Below are 16,499 nucleotides of genomic sequence, written 5' to 3'. Positions count from 1 at the left end.
CTCGAAATTTATTGACAGCTCCATGCAAAAATCCTATTGTGAAGGCATGCGAGGACTGTATGCATAGTTTTGAAGAAATTCAGGCCGCCGCGGCACTTTTGCGGGAGCGGCTAGGCGAGGCGCCGGCTTGTGCGCTCGTGCTGGGCTCGGGGCTGGGCGGTTTTGCGGACGAGCTCGAGCGCCCGGTCGCGCTGAGCTACAAGGAAATCGCGGGTTTTCCGCTTTCGACAGCGCCGGGACATGCGGGCAGGTTTGTTGCGGGCTATGTCGAGGGGGTGAAGGTGCTCGCGATGCAGGGACGATTCCACTGCTACGAAGGGTGGGACGCTTCGCAGATTGCGTTTCCGGTCCGGGTTCTGCGCGCCTATGGGGTGAAGGTGCTTCTGCTGACCAATGCTGCGGGCGGGGTGAACACGGATTTCAGACCGGGCGATTTCATGTTGATTCGCGATCATATCAATCTGTCGGGGCGCAATCCGCTTGTGGGAGCGAATGACGAGCGCATCGGGCCGCGGTTTCCGGACATGAGTAAGGCGTATGATCCGGCGCTCCGGGAGCTTGCGAAGGGTGCTGCGCGCGATCTTGAAATCGGCTTGCATGAGGGCGTGTATGCATGGTTCCTTGGCCCAAGCTTCGAAACACCAGCGGAAATCCGCATGGCGCGAACGCTCGGTGCAGATGCGGTGGGCATGTCCACGGTACCCGAAGTGATTGCCGCGGTGCATTGCGGCATGCGGGTACTCGGCATTTCGTGCATTACGAACTTGGCGGCGGGCATCCTCGACCAGCCAATTTCGGGCGACGAGGTGCTGGAGATTTCGGCGAAGAAGCGTCCCGAATTTTCGGCGCTGGTCAAGGCGATTATTGCGCGCATCGGCGCGGAGGACGCGGCTTTGGCCGGCATGCCGAGAGGTGCAGCATGGCGCTCTTGATTCGTCATGCGCTCGTTGAAGGAGCGGAATCCGACATTCTGATTCAAGGCGAGCGGATCGCGCGGGTAGTTCCCGAAGATTCGATCCCTCTTGATGGGAGCGACGAAATCGAAGTCATCGAAGCTCGCGGGATGGCTGCAATCCCGAGCCTTGTGAACGCGCATGCGCATTCGGCGATGACCCTTTTGCGGGGAATCGCCGAGGACATGGATCTCATGCCCTGGCTGAATGAGGCGATCTGGCCGCGGGAAGCGCGGCTAACCGCCGAAGATGTCTACTGGGGCACGCGCCTTGCGGCAATCGAGATGATCAGGGCAGGAACGACGCTCGCTGCGGACATGTATTTCTTCCCCGAAGCGCAGGCGCAGGCAGCTCGCGACTCAGGTATGCGCTTTGTTATTTCTTTTCCGCTCATCGACGGGCTCGACGAGGCACGCGGGCTGGCTCAGCAGAAAGCCTGCGACGAATTTTTTAAGCGCTTGCCGGATTGCGGGCCGGCATCGATATTCGCCCTTGCCGGGCATTCGGTCTATGCGACATCAGCATCGAGTTGGCGATATATTGCCCGATTTGCAAAGGAGCATGGGTTATTCATTCACATCCATCTTGCCGAGACCGAAACCGAAGACCGCGAATGCCGCGCAAAGACCGGCATGTCTCCAACTGCCTACCTTGATTCGCTCGGGGTTCTGGGACCGAACACCTTCGCCGCGCACTGCCTGTGGCTCGATGCGCGCGACTGGGATCTGCTCGCCCAGCGAGGCGTAACTGCGGTACACAATCCTGTTTCGAACATGAAGCTGGCATCGGGGCCAGCGTTCGATTACGAGGCGGCGCGGCGCCGGGGCGTGAGGGTGCTGCTGGGCACTGATGGCGCGGCCTCGAATAACTCGCTCAATTTGTTTTCAGACATGAAAATGGCAGGGCTCCTCCAGAAGCACCATTACAAGGACCCGAAGCGCTGGCCCGTCAGAGAAATTTTGGCCGCAGCGAGCCGCAATGGGCACGAATTTTTCGGCACCGGCGGCGGGCGCATCGAGACAGACGCGAGTGCCGATCTTGTGCTCATCGACCTGGCGCGAGCGGAAATGACACCCTGCCATGACCTTGCTTCGAACCTTGTGTACGCGAACGCTGGTGCAGCGGTGGATACCACAATCTGCGCAGGGCGCGTGCTCATGCTCCATGGAGTCATCGAAGGCGAGAAAGAAGTCCGCGAGGAAGCAGCCCGCCGGGCGCAGGCGCTGAAATAAGCCATTAGACTTTGAGGATGGTCTGGCTCTTGTGTGAGCCCTTCGCATTTTTAGGATAGACGCGGATCTCAAGTCCCATTCCGATCCCCTCAAGGTAGTCGATGAGCGTGGAGAGCTTCATATCCTTGCGTCGTTCAATCTTGGAGATAGCAGTCTGGCTGAAAGCCTTCATATCGGATTGTCTGATTCCCTTCCGCTCACGGAGCTCGGCGAGCCGGATGGCGAGCATCTCGCGCTCGGCGGCGGCACGGGCTCGGCTGACCTGTTCGGGAGTCATCACAGCTTCCATAGCCTCAATTGCGTTCTTAATGATAGCCATATGGTATCCTTCAGCGCCTGTAGCGCTCGATAATTTCTTCTGCCATTTGAATGAGCCGACTGTAGAAATCCTTCTCGTTCCTGCCCTTCTTGTCTCCTCCTATAAGGAGAAGCCCCTGGCGCTCCTCATCAAAGTAATAGAGGACACGAAGGACCTGTGCGTGCGTTCGCGCCCGGAGCTCCTTTAGGTTCTTGATTCTGCTTCCCTTCAAGGTATCTGCATGAGGACGGCCAAGCTGCGGGCCGAATTCCTCGAGAAGAAGGACCTTGGCAAGGAGAGCCTCCTGGGCCTTGCCCGGAAGAGAGCAGAACCATTCGATGTATTCATCCGTGGCTGAAACGGTCCACACGACTGAAATATGCCATAAAGTTCATATGCAGTCAAGTTAATGTACTGAGGAAGCAGCCCGGCGGGCGCGGGCGCTGAAATAAGCCAGCCCCCGGGCAGCAGCCTCTAAGCACCCGCGGGCACCCGCCCCCGGGCAGCGGTTGAGCGAATGGTCCGTTCTTGTTACAGCTCGCTCACTCCCGGGCGCATCGGCACGAAAGCGACATCGAGCAGTGCTTCAGTGTCGAAGTGTGCGCCTCGCCGCGTGATGCGCACGAGCGTCTGCGCTCCCAAAGAACCGACAGGAGCCACAAGCCTGCCACCATCCGCGAGTTGGTTCACAATCGCATTCGGAATATCAAAGGGCGCCGCGCTTAAAATAATCGTCTCGAACGGCGCTTCCTCCGCCCAACCGAAAAATCCGTCCGCCAGCCGCAAATGCACATTCTCCACTTTCAGAGCCTCAAGCACTTCGCGCGCCCGCTCAAGAAGCGCTGCAATGCGCTCAACACTGAACACTTCCTTCGCAAGCAGGGACAGCACTGCGGTCCCGTACCCCGACCCTGTCCCAATTTCAAGTACCCGCTCACTGCCATTGAGCCTGAGCATCTCTGCCATGAATGCAACAATGTAGGGCTGGGAGATTGTCTGTCCCGAGCCAATGGGTAGGGGGAAATCTTCATATGCTTCGGAACTGCAAGATACGGGAACGAATCGGTGCCGCGGTACTTTACGCATGGCATCGAGTACGCGCTTATCCCGAACGCCGCGCGCGGCGATCTGAGTGCGCACCATGAAATTGCGCTCGTCTTTGCGCTCATTGCAGGTGATCATTGCTTTGCAATCAATTATAGCACAAAGAGCCGCCTCGCATTCTTCAAAACAAAATTTGTAATTATCGCGGATATGTGGTACATACTTAAATAGAGATTTTATTGGAGGACCATATGAGATTACAGATAATCATGAAGAAAAAAACTGACCGGAAAATTGCGGTCGAAAATGAGGTGCGTTATGCGCGCATGACGGGAATTTATAATGGGGCCGGATTTGAGGCCTATTTCTCTTATGCAGCCAACATTAATGATCTCGAGACTATTATTAGAGAAAACCTGCCGGATTTGGTTCTCTGCGGTATCGATCATCTTCCTGAAGAAAAAGATGGAATAACAGTATCGACTAACGTACATGGATTGTTTGAGTCGCATAACGTTTTATATATAGGTTCCGATCCTGAAGTCATTGAGCGGGCTCTTTCCAAAGCGTCGCTCAAGCGGAAATGGGAAGCGGATGGCATCCGGACGCCGCCATTCGTGCACGTCGAGGCAGGAGAAGCCGGCTTGAAAGAAGGCATTCAAAAATTGAAGGTCCTCGATGCCTTTCCTTACATCATAAAGCCAGAAAATCTCGGAAATTCCAAGGGAATCGATGAAAACAGCATAGCCTGGAATGTAGATGAGTTATCAAGGGTTCTTGCGCGAATGATTTCGCTGTACAGCGGACACATTCTCGTCGAACATTATCTTGGAGCGTATCCCGATGTCAAAGAGATTACCTGCGCGATGATACAAGGGCAGGGCGCCATGCAATGCATGCCGGCATTCCTTGGATTAGCCCAGCCAAAGCGGTTTCATCTTATAACTTCGGATGACAAAGATGGCCATCACACCGTGATGAGCCCACTCGAGCCCGAGCAGATGGAGCATTTCGTTCCCTTTGCCCAGAGCGCTTTCGAATCTGCAGGCGTGCGCGATTATGCGCGAGGCGATTTTTTCTTTGCGGATGGCAAGTTCTGGGCAATCGAAATCAATGGCCAACCGATGATTCCGGATCGTTGGTTCGAGGAGGCGGCTGGTTTTGCCGGAATTTCGGAAGCGCAGTATCTCGTGGGTATTGTTGCAGCGGGGTACAGGCGGCTTCGTGCGCAAGGAAAGCTAACAAGTGCTTTTCCCGCAGGAGCGCGGGCACTGCTCGAACGGACACGGCTTGCAGAAGACTTGTCTGCAGAGACGCCGCACAAAGGAGGCCTACAGGATGTATAAAGTAAGTCAGAACGATGTAATTGGTCTTATCAAGCCGGCCATCGACGCACACACCCTCGGCATTCTCGCTTTCGCGCAGATTCTGAGGGACTGTGGCATTCGAGTGGAAATCGCCGATGAGGATGCAAGCAAAGAACTCGATGCGCTTGTCGGGCGCCCTTCAATAGAAAGGCTGGTTCGCTGGGTGCGGGCAAAAGGCATCGATGTACTCGGGTTTTCGTATCGCCTCGATCCGGACAGGGGCGTAGAGCTTTTTGCACAACTTGTCGAGCACCTGAAAAGCGCCAAAATGCTCGCAAAAGACGGGGGTCCGATCAAAGCGCTCTGGTTCGCAGGCCTTCCGCCCGCCTGCAAGAAGGCAAAACAGCGTGTGCCTTTTGTTGATGCGGTTTTTCATGGCGATGAAACATACCAGGAGATCCTCGAAATTCTCGGCCTACCGACGCATCTTGTGCCACAGCAGGCAAGCGCGGAGCTCGCGTACGACAAAGCCCGCCTTGAATTCGGTATTGAAATTGTCAAGAACCGAGCATATCTCGATGTTGCGCCCGTAGATCGATCTGGTTCTCCCGGCTTTGGCACATGGGGCGAGCGCGTGATTGACCGTGTCCTGCATGGCATTGCGCACAACCTACCTCCACTTATGCGCGCGCACGTAGGCCCCTATGCAGAAGATCGCTCGCAAGCAGTCGCGCTTTTTCTCGACTGGACTTCACGCCTTGCGAAAAGCGGGCTTCTCGATGTGCTCTCGATAGGCTCGTCCCAGCTTACTCAAAGCCATTTCGGCGAAGACTGGACAGGGCTTTCCAACGGAGGCGGAGTTCCCATCAATAGTCCTGAAGAATACCGCCGCGTGTGGCAAGCCGCGCGCCCCATGCTCGTGCGCACGTATGCGGGTACAAAACGCGTTCCCGACATGGCCAAGATGCATGAGCAATCCCTCGATATATGCTGGCACGCGCTTTCGCTCTGGTGGTTCTCAAAGCTCGACGGGCGAGGAGACAACTCGGTTCTGGAGAACCTTGTGGAGCATTTTGAAGCCCTTCGTCATATCGCTTCGAGCGGAAAGCCGATGGAACCGAATGTGCCGCACCATTTCGCATTCCGAGGCTGTGACGATGTCGGCTATATTGTGTCGGGTTATGTCGCCGCAAAAGCGGCGAAGCTTCAGGGTATCCGCACGCTCATTCTCCAGACCATGCTCAATACGCCGAAATATACCTGGGGAATACAGGATCTGGCGAAAGCCCGCGCCTTGCGCATGCTCGTGCGGGAGCTGGAAGGGCCGGATTTTGCGGTTATCCTCCAGCCGCGGGGCGGGCTCGACTATTTCTCGCCGGATATGGAAAAAGCTCGTGCACAGCTTGCGGCGGTGACCATGCTCATGGATGACATCGAGCCAGATGATCCGACAAGTCCTCAGATCATCCATGTGGTGAGCTATTCGGAGGGAGTGCGCCTTGCCGACCCGGATGTCGTGCAGGAATCGGTGCGCATCACGCGGTACGCGCTCTCGGAGTACCGCAGGCTCAAGCGGAAAGGCGATATGCCGGAGTACGGCAAGCATTCTATGGTGGAAGCGCGCACACGCCATCTGTATGAGGAAGCGCGTCGCATGATTAAATTCATAGAGGCGACAATTCCCGAGCCTTACAGTCCGCGTGGGCTCTATGCGATGATGAAGGCTGGGGTGTTTCCGTTGCCATGGCTGAGCGCGTGCAGGGATGAATTCGATGCGGCGGTCAGCCAGCCTGTGCAATTCATGCATGGAGGCGTGCAGACCGTGGACAAGGATGGAAAGCCGCTCGCGGTAAGCCAGCGCTTGTTCGGGATTGCACGAAACCTCGAGCGCATGGGGTTCGCCCCCCAGGAGGAATATGGTGAAAAAAACTGATTGGAGCGGCATTCTCGAGCATCTTGAGCGCGTCGCTGCCAAAGGCAAGGATATGGTGTGGTGTATCGCAGGCGCAGGGAATGGCGGGATTTCTATGGCCGGGCACCTTGGCTTGCTGGGATTCCCTGTGCAGATCTACAACCGCACCGACGAGCACCTCAACGCAATCCGCTGGTACAAGGGTATCGAAGTGGAGGGAGCAGTGTCCGGCTTCGGGCCTGTGCGACTTGCGACCTCGCGCATCGGGGAAGCGATAGCAGGCACTGATGTCATAATGATCGTGACGCCTTCGACCGCGCATTATGGACTCGGTACCCTTATGGCGCCTTTTTTGGAAGATGGGCAGATTGTAGTGCTGAATCCTGGCCGGACCGGCGGCGCCCTCGAATTCCGCGCAGCCCTCGACCGCGAAGGATGCACAGCAAGAGTCGTCATCGTCGAAGCACAGACGTTCATCTATGCCTCGCGCATGATATCCAGGAATAAAGGTCACATCTTCAGAATCAAAAACGGCGTCCCGGTGAGCGCATTGCCTTCGTTTCTGACTCCTGCCGTGCTGAAAGTGATCGATGTGGCATTTCCACAATTCATAGCCGGGAGCAATGTGCTCGCCACGAGCCTAGAAAATATCGGCGCGGTCTTCCATCCTGCGCTCACCCTGCTGAACGCCGCATGGATCGAGTCCACGGGCGGCGATTTCGAATACTATCTTCAGGGCATTTCGCCTTCCGTGGCGAGGGTGCTGCAGGCAATCGACGATGAGCGGCTTGCGCTCGCCCGCGCGCTGGGCATCCGGACGGTTTCCGCCCGCGAATGGCTCTATCTTACCTATGATTCAGTGGGTGCGGACCTCTGCAGTGCGATACGTGCGACGATCAGCTATGCGGGCATCAAGGCACCAAAAACGATCAATCATCGCTACATTTGGGAAGATGTGCCAATGAGCCTTGTGCCCATGGCAAGCATTGCGGCAATGTACGGAGTCGAAACGCCGGCTATCAATCTCACGATCGATCTTGCAAACCTCATGCATGGGGTGGATTATCGCGCAAATGGCAGAACAGTCCATACCTTGGGAATCGAAGGGCTCTCTGTGGAAGAGCTCCATCGGCTCGTCACTGAAGGCTGAAAATCAAGGAGGGGAAAAATGACAGAATTTGTGAACAATATATGGCGATGGGTGAGCGACCTTCCATCGGCTCTCGGGGCTCCGCTTATCCTCCTGGTGGGCTGGGCGATCGCAAAAATCTTGAAACTCATTATGCCGAAAATACTTGCGGTGCTCAAATTCGATGTGCTCGCAGGCAAGATCGGGGTGAACGAGTTTTTGCGCAAAGGTCACGTGCAGTATGCGCCATCGAAGCTGATCGGGGTTTTTCTGTACTGGGTTGTGATGCTCCTCGTGCTGGCGATGGCAGCTTCGGTGCTCGATCAGCGCGCGGCTGAGTCCATCTGGTCGTGGCTTTTCGGCGCGATTCCGACAATTCTGGCAGCTGGAATCACGGCTGCGATCGGGGTGCTGATTGTCAATTTTCTTTCGAATTTTGTGCTGACCATCATGAATAATGCGGGGATGGGCTCCGCGACGCTTGTCCAGAGGCTCATCCGCGCGGTCGGATATATCATCGTGGTTGTGATGGTCGTCGACCAGCTCGGCCTCGGGCAGTCGATTGTGAGTATTCTGCTTCTGCTGCTGATTGGTTCGATTGCGCTGGGAATCGCGATTGCGATCGGGCTTGGCTGCAAGGACATGGCGCGCCAGTATGTGGAAAGCCTTATCCGCGCCATCAGGGAGCGCGAACGGGCTTCGCATGGGACTGATCTGGAAGGGTGAGGTTCAGCAGCGCGGCCTCAGCGCACATCCCAGGCGAGCACAATGCTATAGTGCGTGTTATCCTCGGAGACGCCCAGCTTGACCGCCTTCGTCGCGGGAATCTTGAAATCCAGCCAGAAAATGCCATCCGTGCCGCGCACGAAGGGAACAAACGTAGTTTCGTAGATGATCGCGACATGCGGTGCCATCGAATGATACTCAAAATGAACGGTGCTGCCAGCCTTCAAAGCGCCGGACAACGGGCTCTCGAGCAGTTCGCCTGCAGGGTTGTGATAGCGCCCATATATTTTCGGGAAAGGCGGATTTGCTGCATAGGCTTTTGAGCCTTCAATTACGAACTGCATAACACTTTCAAGTTTTTCGGGTGTGGGCGGTGGCCGATTGGCGGAAGATCCCGATGAACCAGCTGCGGCTGCTGTGCCGACAGTGGTTTCGTTCCTCGTGCCCGCAAAAATGTGCGCTTTGTACGTCCCTGCTTTTGGTATGGCGAACATGATGCGCCACCGGGTCGGGCCGATATGGCTCGGAAAAACAGTCGACAGAATCTCGGTGCTCTTTGAATCCAGCAGAGAGCCGTCGACCAAAATATCCTCAGGCGCTTCGATATCGATGGTATATATGCTTTCTGTGCGCTGCATGGCAAAAAAGGCAGCGGGAATCGCAGCCTGCTCATCTGCTGATGCCTTTCCCGGCTGAACAATGCTCATGTGGTACCGGAAAAAACCAGGCTGGACAAGCGCTTGGCTCTTGAAGGTTTCGCGGTCCAGGGGGGCCTGACTCAGCTGATACACAGCTTGCTCCGGAAAATGGGTAAATCGGAGCTGCATGGGGGCGGGGAACAGGTAATCCGTGCTATAGCGTTTTGAGTATTTCCCTGCTGTATTGCCGGCTGCAGCCGCTTCGCCGCCTCTTGTGGCACCGCTTGCTCCTGCCTGACTCTGGAATGCCCCTGCATCGAAGGTCGTATCGACAAAATACCACATGTCCCCGATGCGCACTATGTTCCACGCGTGGCTGTTCTGGAAATCGAAAGAGAACTCGCGGCCGAGCCCCTTCGTGAATCCGCTTACTGTCTGTGCCTCGAAACCCGCAAGCTCGGCCATTTTCTGAAAGAGCCGCGTATATCCAGAACAGACTGCCCTCCTTGTCGAAAGAACCGTAGCGAGGTCCTGACCGGTCACTGTATTTTTCGATGCTATAGCGAGATCGTATGTGATTGTATCAGAAATCCAGTCATGAATGAGTTTGATTCGCATGAACGGGTCGCTCTCGCCGGCAATAAGAACCGCGACGAGCGGCGCGAGGTACTGATCGGGGTCTTTGGCTGCTTCAGCGATCATTGCTGCTGTTACGCGCGCAATGCGTGAATCTATTATGCCGGTGCGGTACTGGGGAACTGGGCTTTCTCTGGCTGCATAACGGGCGAGCGTCGTTTCGAATTCGGCCTTGCTGATGGAAGATGACGATATCGGACGTACCACAGTGCTTGTACTGCAGGATGCCAGCAGAAGCAGCAAATAGAAGAGTCCACCAACGCAACGCAGGCAGAGATATTTCAGGCTATCTGTTCCGCGATTCTCCGATTTTTCAGCTATCTTATTATGGGGTATATTAATAGTATAAGGCAAAAGAAAAGCCATGACAAAGCTTCTGTCTTCTGCTGTGCAGGAGGATTTTGTGCTGATTAAAAGGCTCGTATGGTAGGTGGCATTCAATTGTGCTTGGCAGCATATTCATCTGCGTCAAATTTCCGGTGCAGGCCCGCGGCGTTCATATATCTGACGGTTCCATATATCGGGCGTTCCATCCATGGTCTGTCATGCTTTCCGAAGCACCATGCGATTCCGGCGTACCCATTGGGATCTCTTCCATCCAGAGAATATTGATCATTAAGCAGGATAGCCGTTCGCCAGGCCTCCTCAACGTTTCGGGTCCAAGCTAAGAGGCGCTTGCCCCAATACATACGCATATAGCCATGCATGTAGCCTGTTTTGACCATCTGATTCTGGGCGGCATTCCAATACGGATCTTCGGTCTGCGCTGCTTCCAGCTGGTCTATGCTGTAATACCTCTCGCGGGGGTTGCGCTCGCATTTCTGCAGTGTTCTTTTTGCCCAGTCAGGCAAGGAAGAAGGCCGGTCATAATCCTTTCGGTAATAGCAAAAATTGATAGCTAGCTCTCGACGGACTATCAGTTCTTCTAAAAAGGCTGATGCGCCGGGATGGATGCATTCATCTGTCTTTTTAATATCCAGATGGCGCAAAAGCCGCTCGACCATTTGTATAGGCGAAATGAAGCCGAAGTGCAGAGCCGCGCTCATTCGCGAAGTACCATCAATCGAAGGATTATTCTTGTTTTCTGGATAACAGTCCAAGCGTTCGGCAATAAACCTGTCGTAGCGCGCCAGAGCTGCGCTATATCCCGGAAGCTCATCTGTTTTTTGTTCTTTCATTCGCGCAGGCACGCTCCCCGGAGGCGCGAGCAGCAATTCTTCTATGTTCTGAACCATGAGGTGATAAAGACAGCTATCGGGTTCCATGGACAAAGAAGATTGTCGAGGGATGCATTCAGGCGCTATATCGATAAAATCATCTTTAAGGCGCTCTAGCTTTCTGCGAAGGGTATAAGCGGACCATTCCTCTTTTGGCGAAGCTGTTTTCACGGGAACCAAAATATTGCTTTCGATCCACACTGCGCGACAGTCCACTTTGGCGCTTATTGTCTGTTTCCAGAGCTGCTGATGTCGCAAGTATCCCACGTCCATCACTATGAGCGCTGCTTGCCCAGCCAGGTCCGGTATAATCTGTGTAGGGTCGCCTTTGAAGAGCCAAAGCCCGATTCCTTTGGTTTCGAGGCCTGCTTTTGCCTCGATAAGGCCTTGCAAAAGATAGCGATAGTGCAGAATATTCGCTTGTCCATACGAGCTCAGAACACAGAATACCGCAATCAGCGGCAGCTTCAGGCGGTTCGCTTCTTGGACAGCCCAGTCGAGGGCTAGATTTCCTTCTCCTCTGAGCGAAGCCTGCATCCAGTACAGCACATACTTGCCAGGGCGTTCGGGTTTTTGATTGCATTCATGAAGACGTTCTTCTCTCATACATCTGCAGTATAGCAGCTGTATGCCCTATGCGCGCCCCGCCAGTACGTTGTTTTGCGAGCTCTGTATTGCGCTGAGTTGGTATGCCCTACGCGCGCCCCGCCAGTACCTTCTTCTCGTACTCCTTGACGTTATCAATCCATTCCGGGCCTGCCGGGACATTCTGCATTTCGCAGTAATGGCGCCAGACGGCGGCAAAGGGCAGGGAGCGCGATTCTTCGATGAGGGCGAGTCTGCTTCCGAAATCGCCGCGCTCTTCTTCGGTTCGCATAGCTTCCACGGGTTCGAGGAGGGCATAGAGGAGGGCTCGCTGGGCACTGCGCGCACCGATAATCCAGGCGGAAATGCGGTTGACTGAGGAATCGAAGTAATCGAGCGCGAGGTGAATTCTGTCCCACACGCGCATGCGGATGATTTCGCGGCAGACATCGGTTATTGCATCGTTCCAGATGACGATATGGTCGGAGTCCCAATGCAGACCGCGGCTCAGATGGATGATGAGGTAAGGCACATAGAGCAGGGTGGCCGAAATTTTGTCTGCCACGCTTTCGTTTGGATGGAAATGGCCCATGTCGTAGCAGAGGCCGATGGCTTTTTGGGAAGCATATCCGAAATAGAACTCATGCGAGCCGGGGACATAGGATTCGGAGCCTATGCCGAACAATTTGGATTCGACAGCGTCCAGAACGCGGTCGTTGGGCAGTTTCTCGGCGTAGATGGCGTCGAGGGATTCCTTGAGCCTGAGGCGTGGGCCGAGCCTGTCGGCGGGCATGTCTTTCGAGCCGTCGGGTACCCAGAGGTTATTGACGACGACGTCCTTGAGGCTGTCGGCAATGGCCTGGGCGATGCGCCTGCTTGCCTTGCCGTGCTCGATCCAGTATTTGCGGATATTTTCATCGGGATGGGCCAGGGTCCAGCCGCTCGCAGCGAGGGGGTGGGAGAAAAATGTCGGGTTGAAGTCGAGGCCGATTTTCTGTTCTTTTGCCCAGGCAACCCAGGCATCGAAATGGCGGGGCTGAAGGGCAGAGCGCTCGACTTTAGTGCCGCCTGTCTCGGCATACATGGCATGAAGATTGAAGCGTTTCTGTCCGGGAATATGCGCAAAGGCGAATGCGGCGTCGGCTCTGAGCTCTTCGGCGTTGCGAGCACGGCCAGGATAACTGCCGGTAGCGAGGATTCCGCCGCTCAGGGATGTCGCACCGTCGAATCCGATGACATCGTCACCTTGCCAGCAATGGATAGAGAGAGGGATCGAAGAAAGTGTTTTGATTGCCTGATCGGTATCCACTCCGAGATCGGCATAGGTTTCGCGTGCTGATTTGTATTCTTGCTCTATTCTGGACATAAAGGTGATCCTCCCTTCTCTCTACTGCAATATTTCAGGAAGCGGGATTCGAGCTCGCTGCAATGGATGCGCGGTATTTTTCGACTTCCCAGCTTCGTATGAATTCGATATCTGCAGGTTGCATAGGATGCACGCTCCCAAATGAGCGCGCATACCAGGCGATTTTTGCTGCATCGCCAAAAAGCTCACAGGCGCGTTTGGCTGCGCTCTCGTCCTGCCCAAGCCCGAAAATACCGAGATTCTGGATTGCAATGATTTTCGGCATTTCCTGGTAGCGGATGCGGTATTCGTCGATTTTGGAAATGAGGTGTTCCGAAGATTGTGCCTCGGAGATATTCACAAAGAGAGGCCAGGCGCCGGCATAGACGATGTGGTCGGGGGTGAATGGACTAGACAGGGGCACGAATGCCTCGGGGCTGGCCAGGAAATGGCCAATCAGCGAATTTGACGTAAAGAAAAATCGTACGTTAAATTTCGTGGCTGCTGTTTCGACAGCCTTTTCGGCAACCGCAGCAATCGCAGCCTCATACCCGCGCGCAGGCCCACCTCTCAGGCCTTCTTCCGGAAGCGGCTGCACCTTCGCCTTCAATGTCTCAAAGATATGCGCATACAGCGCCTCAATTTCCTCGACCGAATCCTCCGCGACAAACACGCCATGGTTCTGCAAAAACAATATTTTTGGTGGGCTCATGCCTGATGATGTTCGATGTTCAAAAACCCGGCGCACAGCATCCGCAAGGATATAGCCGGGCGTAATATAAGGAAGGACCGACGCCTCATTCCTGAAGAGCGTTTCCGCTGCGCTCAGCGCTTGGCGCGAACACAGCATGCCATTGACAAGCGCAGGATGCAAATGGATTACAAATCGATACGGGAACAGCGCATGCAGCAGGGTTTCCACACTCGGCCTGCGCGTCTGCCCCGGAAGCCGTGCCTCAAGCAATTTTTCAAGCACGATTTTTTCTCGTGCCTCAGAATCAGAAGGCAGCGCCATATCGAATAACGCACGCAGCTTGGAAAGAGAAAGCTGCACAAAGCCATTTTCGTCAATTGTCCCGAGCAGCGCACCCGAAGCTTTGACAGCAATCACGTCTCCATCTTTCAGAGAGGTGTTGCCGCCGCCCGCGAGGACGTAGTCGGGGTCTGCGCCATAGCGGCGCGAAATCTCAATCAATGTTTCAAGGTTCATTATTTGCCTTTTTGCTGCCACACAATTCGCGCCAGCTCAATCCATATGGAACATTTCGGTGAGCGGCCACACCTTGGGAGAATTGTCCGGATTCGTTTCCATGAGGTCTTTCATCGAGTCCCACCATTTGCGAACAATGGGGCTTTCCGGGAGCGTGCTGCTCGTTTCGTCATCCGCAAGGCTCTGGATTGCGAACAAGCGCATGGTTTCAGGGTCGAGATAAATCGAATAGTCCGAAACGCCTGCTTTTCTGAGTTCGGCCTTGAGCTCGGGCCAGATCTGGTCGTGGCGGCGCTTGTACTCGGCTTCGTTTCCGGGTTTGAGCTGCATCGCAAATGCATTTCTCTTCATGACTTGCTCCTGAAATAGGGTGCACGTACGGCTGCCGCTTTCGCTTTTGAAGCGGCGCGCCGCTTTCTTTCATAGCGCAGGCCAGCTCGAAAGCCGGCCTGCGCACCTGCTGCATCGCTTTAGTACACTTTCTTCCAATCGTTGATGTTGCTCTTGTCGAATTTGAACGGCGGTCCGAGCAGGACTTCTGTTCCGCCATCGGGTGCCTTGGTAATGGTGTAGTTGCCAAGCCGTCCTGCGCTGAACTTGTCGCCGACCTTGCCGGTGATCTTGCCACTCACAAGCGCGGTGCCAACATAGGCACCGAGATAGCCGACATCGATCGGGTTCCACAGGAACATGTAGGGGCACACGCCGTTTTCGATGTACTCAGCCATTTCCGAAGGCAGGCCGAGGCCGGTGAGCATCACTTTGCCCTTGAGGCCCTTGTCGGTGAGCACTTTGCCAGCTGCCGCAATGCCGACGGTGGTCGGGGCGATGATGACCTTCAGGTTCGGATAGGAGCGGAGGAGCCCTTCGGTCTCGGATACGGACTTGTCGCGCAGGTCATCGCCATAGGCGACCTTGACGAGCTTGAGGTTTTTGTATTCGGGCTTTGCCAGCTCTTTCTTCATGAAGTCGATCCAGATGTTCTGGTTGGAAGCCTGGCTCGTCGCGGAGAGAATGGCGATTTCGCCTTTACCGCCTGCCATGTCGTACGCAGCCTTGATGAGGGTCTGGCCGATCTTCTCGGAGTCCGCCTGGTTGACGTGGGTAAGGCGTGCCTGGGGATTGACCGAGGAATCGAGCGAGAAGACTTTGATTCCCTGCGCGGTCGCTTTTTTGAGGACCGGGCCGAGGGCATCGTAGTCGTTGCCGACGATGCAGATCGCAGCGACTTTCTGGGCAATCAGCTGCTCGATGATCTGAATCTGCGCCTCAGCGGTGGGCAGATCCGGAGCGCGGAGAATCGCCTCGAAGCCTTGTTCCTCGATGCCGTTTTTGAAGCCTTCCATCTGTTTTTCGCCGTAGGGGTTGCCAGTGTTTTTGAACACAATGGCATATTTCGCCTTTTCTGCGGCAAACACCGATGCAGGCATGACCAGTGCCAGTGCGATCAGCACCAGCGCTACCACTGTGAATGTTTTTTTCATGTCAGCCTCCTTGAGCTGAATTTCCGTGAATATCTGATCCGCTTCCTGCATCAGACCGATGCGTTGGAGCGGCCGATTTCCCCGATTTTGAAGAAGACTTCTGCCTCGGCCTGTCGGTGAAATTCTGTACAAGCACCGACAGAATGAGCAGAAAACCGAGAATAATGAGCAAAACTTGCGCGGAAACATTCCGCAGGCCAAGTCCATAGTTTAAAAATCCTATAAGGAATATCGAAATAAGCGGCCCCGCAATTCTTCCCTTGCCGCCGCTCGTGCTGATGCCGCCGAGCACTGTCATGGCGATGACATCGAGTTCATAGCCAAGCGCGACATTCGGGCGCGTGCTCCCCATGCGCGAGGTGAGAAAGAGCGAGGTAAAACCCGCCATAAGCCCCGTGATCACGCTCACCCCAAGGATGATCCGCCCTGTTCTGATTCCTGAGTATTCGCACGCGGTCTTGTTGTTGCCGACCGCGAACACCATGCGCCCGAATCGCGTTGTATGCAAAAGAACCGCGAACACGATCGCCGCCAGAACAAACACAATCAAGATGAATGGCACCTTTCCGATGTATCCCCACGCAAGGAAACTGAACCAGGAGGGGAAGCGCCCTGCAGATCTGTCTTCGAGAATGACATAGGCAATGCCGCGATAGACAGTCATCGTGCTGAGCGTGATGATGGTCGCCGAAAGTTCGCGGAACTTGATCTGCAGAAGGCCGTTGATAAGCCCGCATGTGGTGCTTATCACAAGCGCGAGCACCATCGCGAGCGGCATAGGAA

The 16,499-nt window shown here is 55.1% G+C and carries 16 protein-coding genes; 6 read left to right on the top strand and 10 right to left on the bottom strand.

All coding sequences use genetic code 11. The features are described from left to right. Positions 1–59 precede the first annotated feature (59 nt). Complete coding sequence (locus GAP13_RS03415) at positions 60–932, top strand: purine-nucleoside phosphorylase (protein ID WP_158906204.1); 873 nt, start codon at positions 60–62, stop codon at positions 930–932. Then, positions 920–2,185 (top strand): amidohydrolase, encoded by a 1,266-nt coding sequence (locus GAP13_RS03410; protein WP_158906202.1) that lies wholly within the window; start codon positions 920–922, stop codon positions 2,183–2,185. The genes GAP13_RS03415 and GAP13_RS03410 overlap by 13 nt, the downstream gene beginning before the upstream one ends. A gap of 4 nt (positions 2,186–2,189) precedes the next feature. On the opposite strand, the gene GAP13_RS03405 is transcribed toward GAP13_RS03410, so the two are convergent. The 3 genes from GAP13_RS03405 to GAP13_RS03395 form a co-directional block, all read right to left on the bottom strand. Then, a complete protein-coding gene (locus GAP13_RS03405; RefSeq protein ID WP_306769191.1) occupies positions 2,190–2,504 on the bottom strand; it encodes a helix-turn-helix domain-containing protein in 315 nt (104 codons plus the stop codon). A 10-nt stretch (positions 2,505–2,514) separates the two neighbouring features. Then, positions 2,515–2,853, bottom strand: a complete 339-nt coding sequence (locus tag GAP13_RS03400) for a type II toxin-antitoxin system RelE/ParE family toxin (protein ID WP_158906200.1) — start codon at positions 2,851–2,853, stop codon at positions 2,515–2,517. Positions 2,854–3,014: 161 nt separating this feature from the next. Continuing rightward, a complete protein-coding gene (locus GAP13_RS03395; protein WP_158906198.1) occupies positions 3,015–3,665 on the bottom strand; it encodes a protein-L-isoaspartate(D-aspartate) O-methyltransferase in 651 nt (216 codons plus the stop codon). Between the two features lie 113 nt (positions 3,666–3,778). Here GAP13_RS03395 and GAP13_RS03390 point away from each other — a divergent pair, with 113 nt between their 5' ends. The 4 genes from GAP13_RS03390 to GAP13_RS03375 are packed head-to-tail and all read left to right on the top strand — an operon-like array spanning position 3,779 to position 8,601. Then, complete coding sequence (locus GAP13_RS03390) at positions 3,779–4,873, top strand: D-alanine--D-alanine ligase family protein (protein ID WP_158906196.1); 1,095 nt, start codon at positions 3,779–3,781, stop codon at positions 4,871–4,873. Further along, entirely contained in the window at positions 4,866–6,767 is a 1,902-nt protein-coding gene (locus GAP13_RS13360; RefSeq protein ID WP_186338817.1) for a cobalamin-binding protein, read from the top strand. The genes GAP13_RS03390 and GAP13_RS13360 overlap by 8 nt, the downstream gene beginning before the upstream one ends. Then, positions 6,751–7,896 (top strand): NAD/NADP octopine/nopaline dehydrogenase family protein, encoded by a 1,146-nt coding sequence (locus tag GAP13_RS03380; protein WP_158906194.1) that lies wholly within the window; start codon positions 6,751–6,753, stop codon positions 7,894–7,896. The genes GAP13_RS13360 and GAP13_RS03380 overlap by 17 nt, the downstream gene beginning before the upstream one ends. 18 nt (positions 7,897–7,914) lie before the next feature. Next, positions 7,915–8,601, top strand: coding sequence for a mechanosensitive ion channel family protein (locus tag GAP13_RS03375; protein ID WP_158906192.1), 687 nt, complete (start codon positions 7,915–7,917; stop codon positions 8,599–8,601). Positions 8,602–8,618: 17 nt separating this feature from the next. On the opposite strand, the gene GAP13_RS03370 is transcribed toward GAP13_RS03375, so the two are convergent. The 7 genes from GAP13_RS03370 to GAP13_RS03340 all read right to left on the bottom strand — a co-directional run. Continuing rightward, positions 8,619–10,082 carry a transglutaminase domain-containing protein gene (locus GAP13_RS03370; RefSeq protein ID WP_158906190.1) on the bottom strand — a complete coding sequence of 488 codons (1,464 nt, stop codon included), beginning with the start codon at positions 10,080–10,082 and terminating at the stop codon, positions 8,619–8,621. Positions 10,083–10,312: 230 nt separating this feature from the next. After that, a complete protein-coding gene (locus GAP13_RS03365) occupies positions 10,313–11,698 on the bottom strand; it encodes a deoxyribodipyrimidine photo-lyase (RefSeq protein ID WP_158906188.1) in 1,386 nt (461 codons plus the stop codon). Positions 11,699–11,786: 88 nt separating this feature from the next. Beyond that, entirely contained in the window at positions 11,787–13,043 is a 1,257-nt protein-coding gene (locus GAP13_RS03360; protein ID WP_186338816.1) for an L-rhamnose isomerase, read from the bottom strand. 34 nt (positions 13,044–13,077) lie between these two features. Continuing rightward, complete coding sequence (locus tag GAP13_RS03355; protein WP_158906186.1) at positions 13,078–14,232, bottom strand: class II aldolase/adducin family protein; 1,155 nt, start codon at positions 14,230–14,232, stop codon at positions 13,078–13,080. A gap of 36 nt (positions 14,233–14,268) precedes the next feature. Further along, positions 14,269–14,583: an L-rhamnose mutarotase gene (rhaM, locus tag GAP13_RS03350; protein WP_158906184.1), complete on the bottom strand. Its 315-nt coding sequence runs from the start codon at positions 14,581–14,583 to the stop codon at positions 14,269–14,271. Between the two features lie 119 nt (positions 14,584–14,702). Further along, positions 14,703–15,716: a rhamnose ABC transporter substrate-binding protein gene (gene rhaS, locus GAP13_RS03345; RefSeq protein WP_158906182.1), complete on the bottom strand. Its 1,014-nt coding sequence runs from the start codon at positions 15,714–15,716 to the stop codon at positions 14,703–14,705. A 1-nt stretch (position 15,717) separates the two neighbouring features. Continuing rightward, positions 15,718–16,499 (bottom strand): ABC transporter permease (locus GAP13_RS03340; protein ID WP_158906180.1); only part of this gene is annotated, 782 nt, incomplete at its 5' end.

It is taken from the genome of Rectinema subterraneum (assembly GCA_009768935.1).
In the GTDB taxonomy this organism is placed as follows: domain Bacteria; phylum Spirochaetota; class Spirochaetia; order Treponematales; family Rectinemataceae; genus Rectinema; species Rectinema subterraneum.
This window is presented reverse-complemented; position numbering and strand designations above follow the sequence as displayed.

Bases quoted from the DNA above. Each gene is read 5' to 3' on its own strand.
- GAP13_RS03395 (WP_158906198.1), bottom strand. From the start codon at position 3,665: ATGATCACCTGCAATGAGCGCAAAGACGAGCGCAATTTCATGGTGCGC.
- GAP13_RS03410 (WP_158906202.1), top strand. From the start codon at position 920: ATGGCGCTCTTGATTCGTCATGCGCTCGTTGAAGGAGCGGAATCCGAC.
- GAP13_RS13360 (WP_186338817.1), top strand. From the start codon at position 4,866: ATGTATAAAGTAAGTCAGAACGATGTAATTGGTCTTATCAAGCCGGCC.
- rhaM (WP_158906184.1), bottom strand. From the start codon at position 14,583: ATGAAGAGAAATGCATTTGCGATGCAGCTCAAACCCGGAAACGAAGCC.
- GAP13_RS03405 (WP_306769191.1), bottom strand. From the start codon at position 2,504: ATGGCTATCATTAAGAACGCAATTGAGGCTATGGAAGCTGTGATGACT.
- GAP13_RS03415 (WP_158906204.1), top strand. From the start codon at position 60: ATGCATAGTTTTGAAGAAATTCAGGCCGCCGCGGCACTTTTGCGGGAG.
- GAP13_RS03375 (WP_158906192.1), top strand. From the start codon at position 7,915: ATGACAGAATTTGTGAACAATATATGGCGATGGGTGAGCGACCTTCCA.
- rhaS (WP_158906182.1), bottom strand. From the start codon at position 15,716: ATGAAAAAAACATTCACAGTGGTAGCGCTGGTGCTGATCGCACTGGCA.
- GAP13_RS03390 (WP_158906196.1), top strand. From the start codon at position 3,779: ATGAGATTACAGATAATCATGAAGAAAAAAACTGACCGGAAAATTGCG.
- GAP13_RS03355 (WP_158906186.1), bottom strand. From the start codon at position 14,232: ATGAACCTTGAAACATTGATTGAGATTTCGCGCCGCTATGGCGCAGAC.
- GAP13_RS03380 (WP_158906194.1), top strand. From the start codon at position 6,751: ATGGTGAAAAAAACTGATTGGAGCGGCATTCTCGAGCATCTTGAGCGC.
- GAP13_RS03360 (WP_186338816.1), bottom strand. From the start codon at position 13,043: ATGTCCAGAATAGAGCAAGAATACAAATCAGCACGCGAAACCTATGCC.
- GAP13_RS03365 (WP_158906188.1), bottom strand. From the start codon at position 11,698: ATGAGAGAAGAACGTCTTCATGAATGCAATCAAAAACCCGAACGCCCT.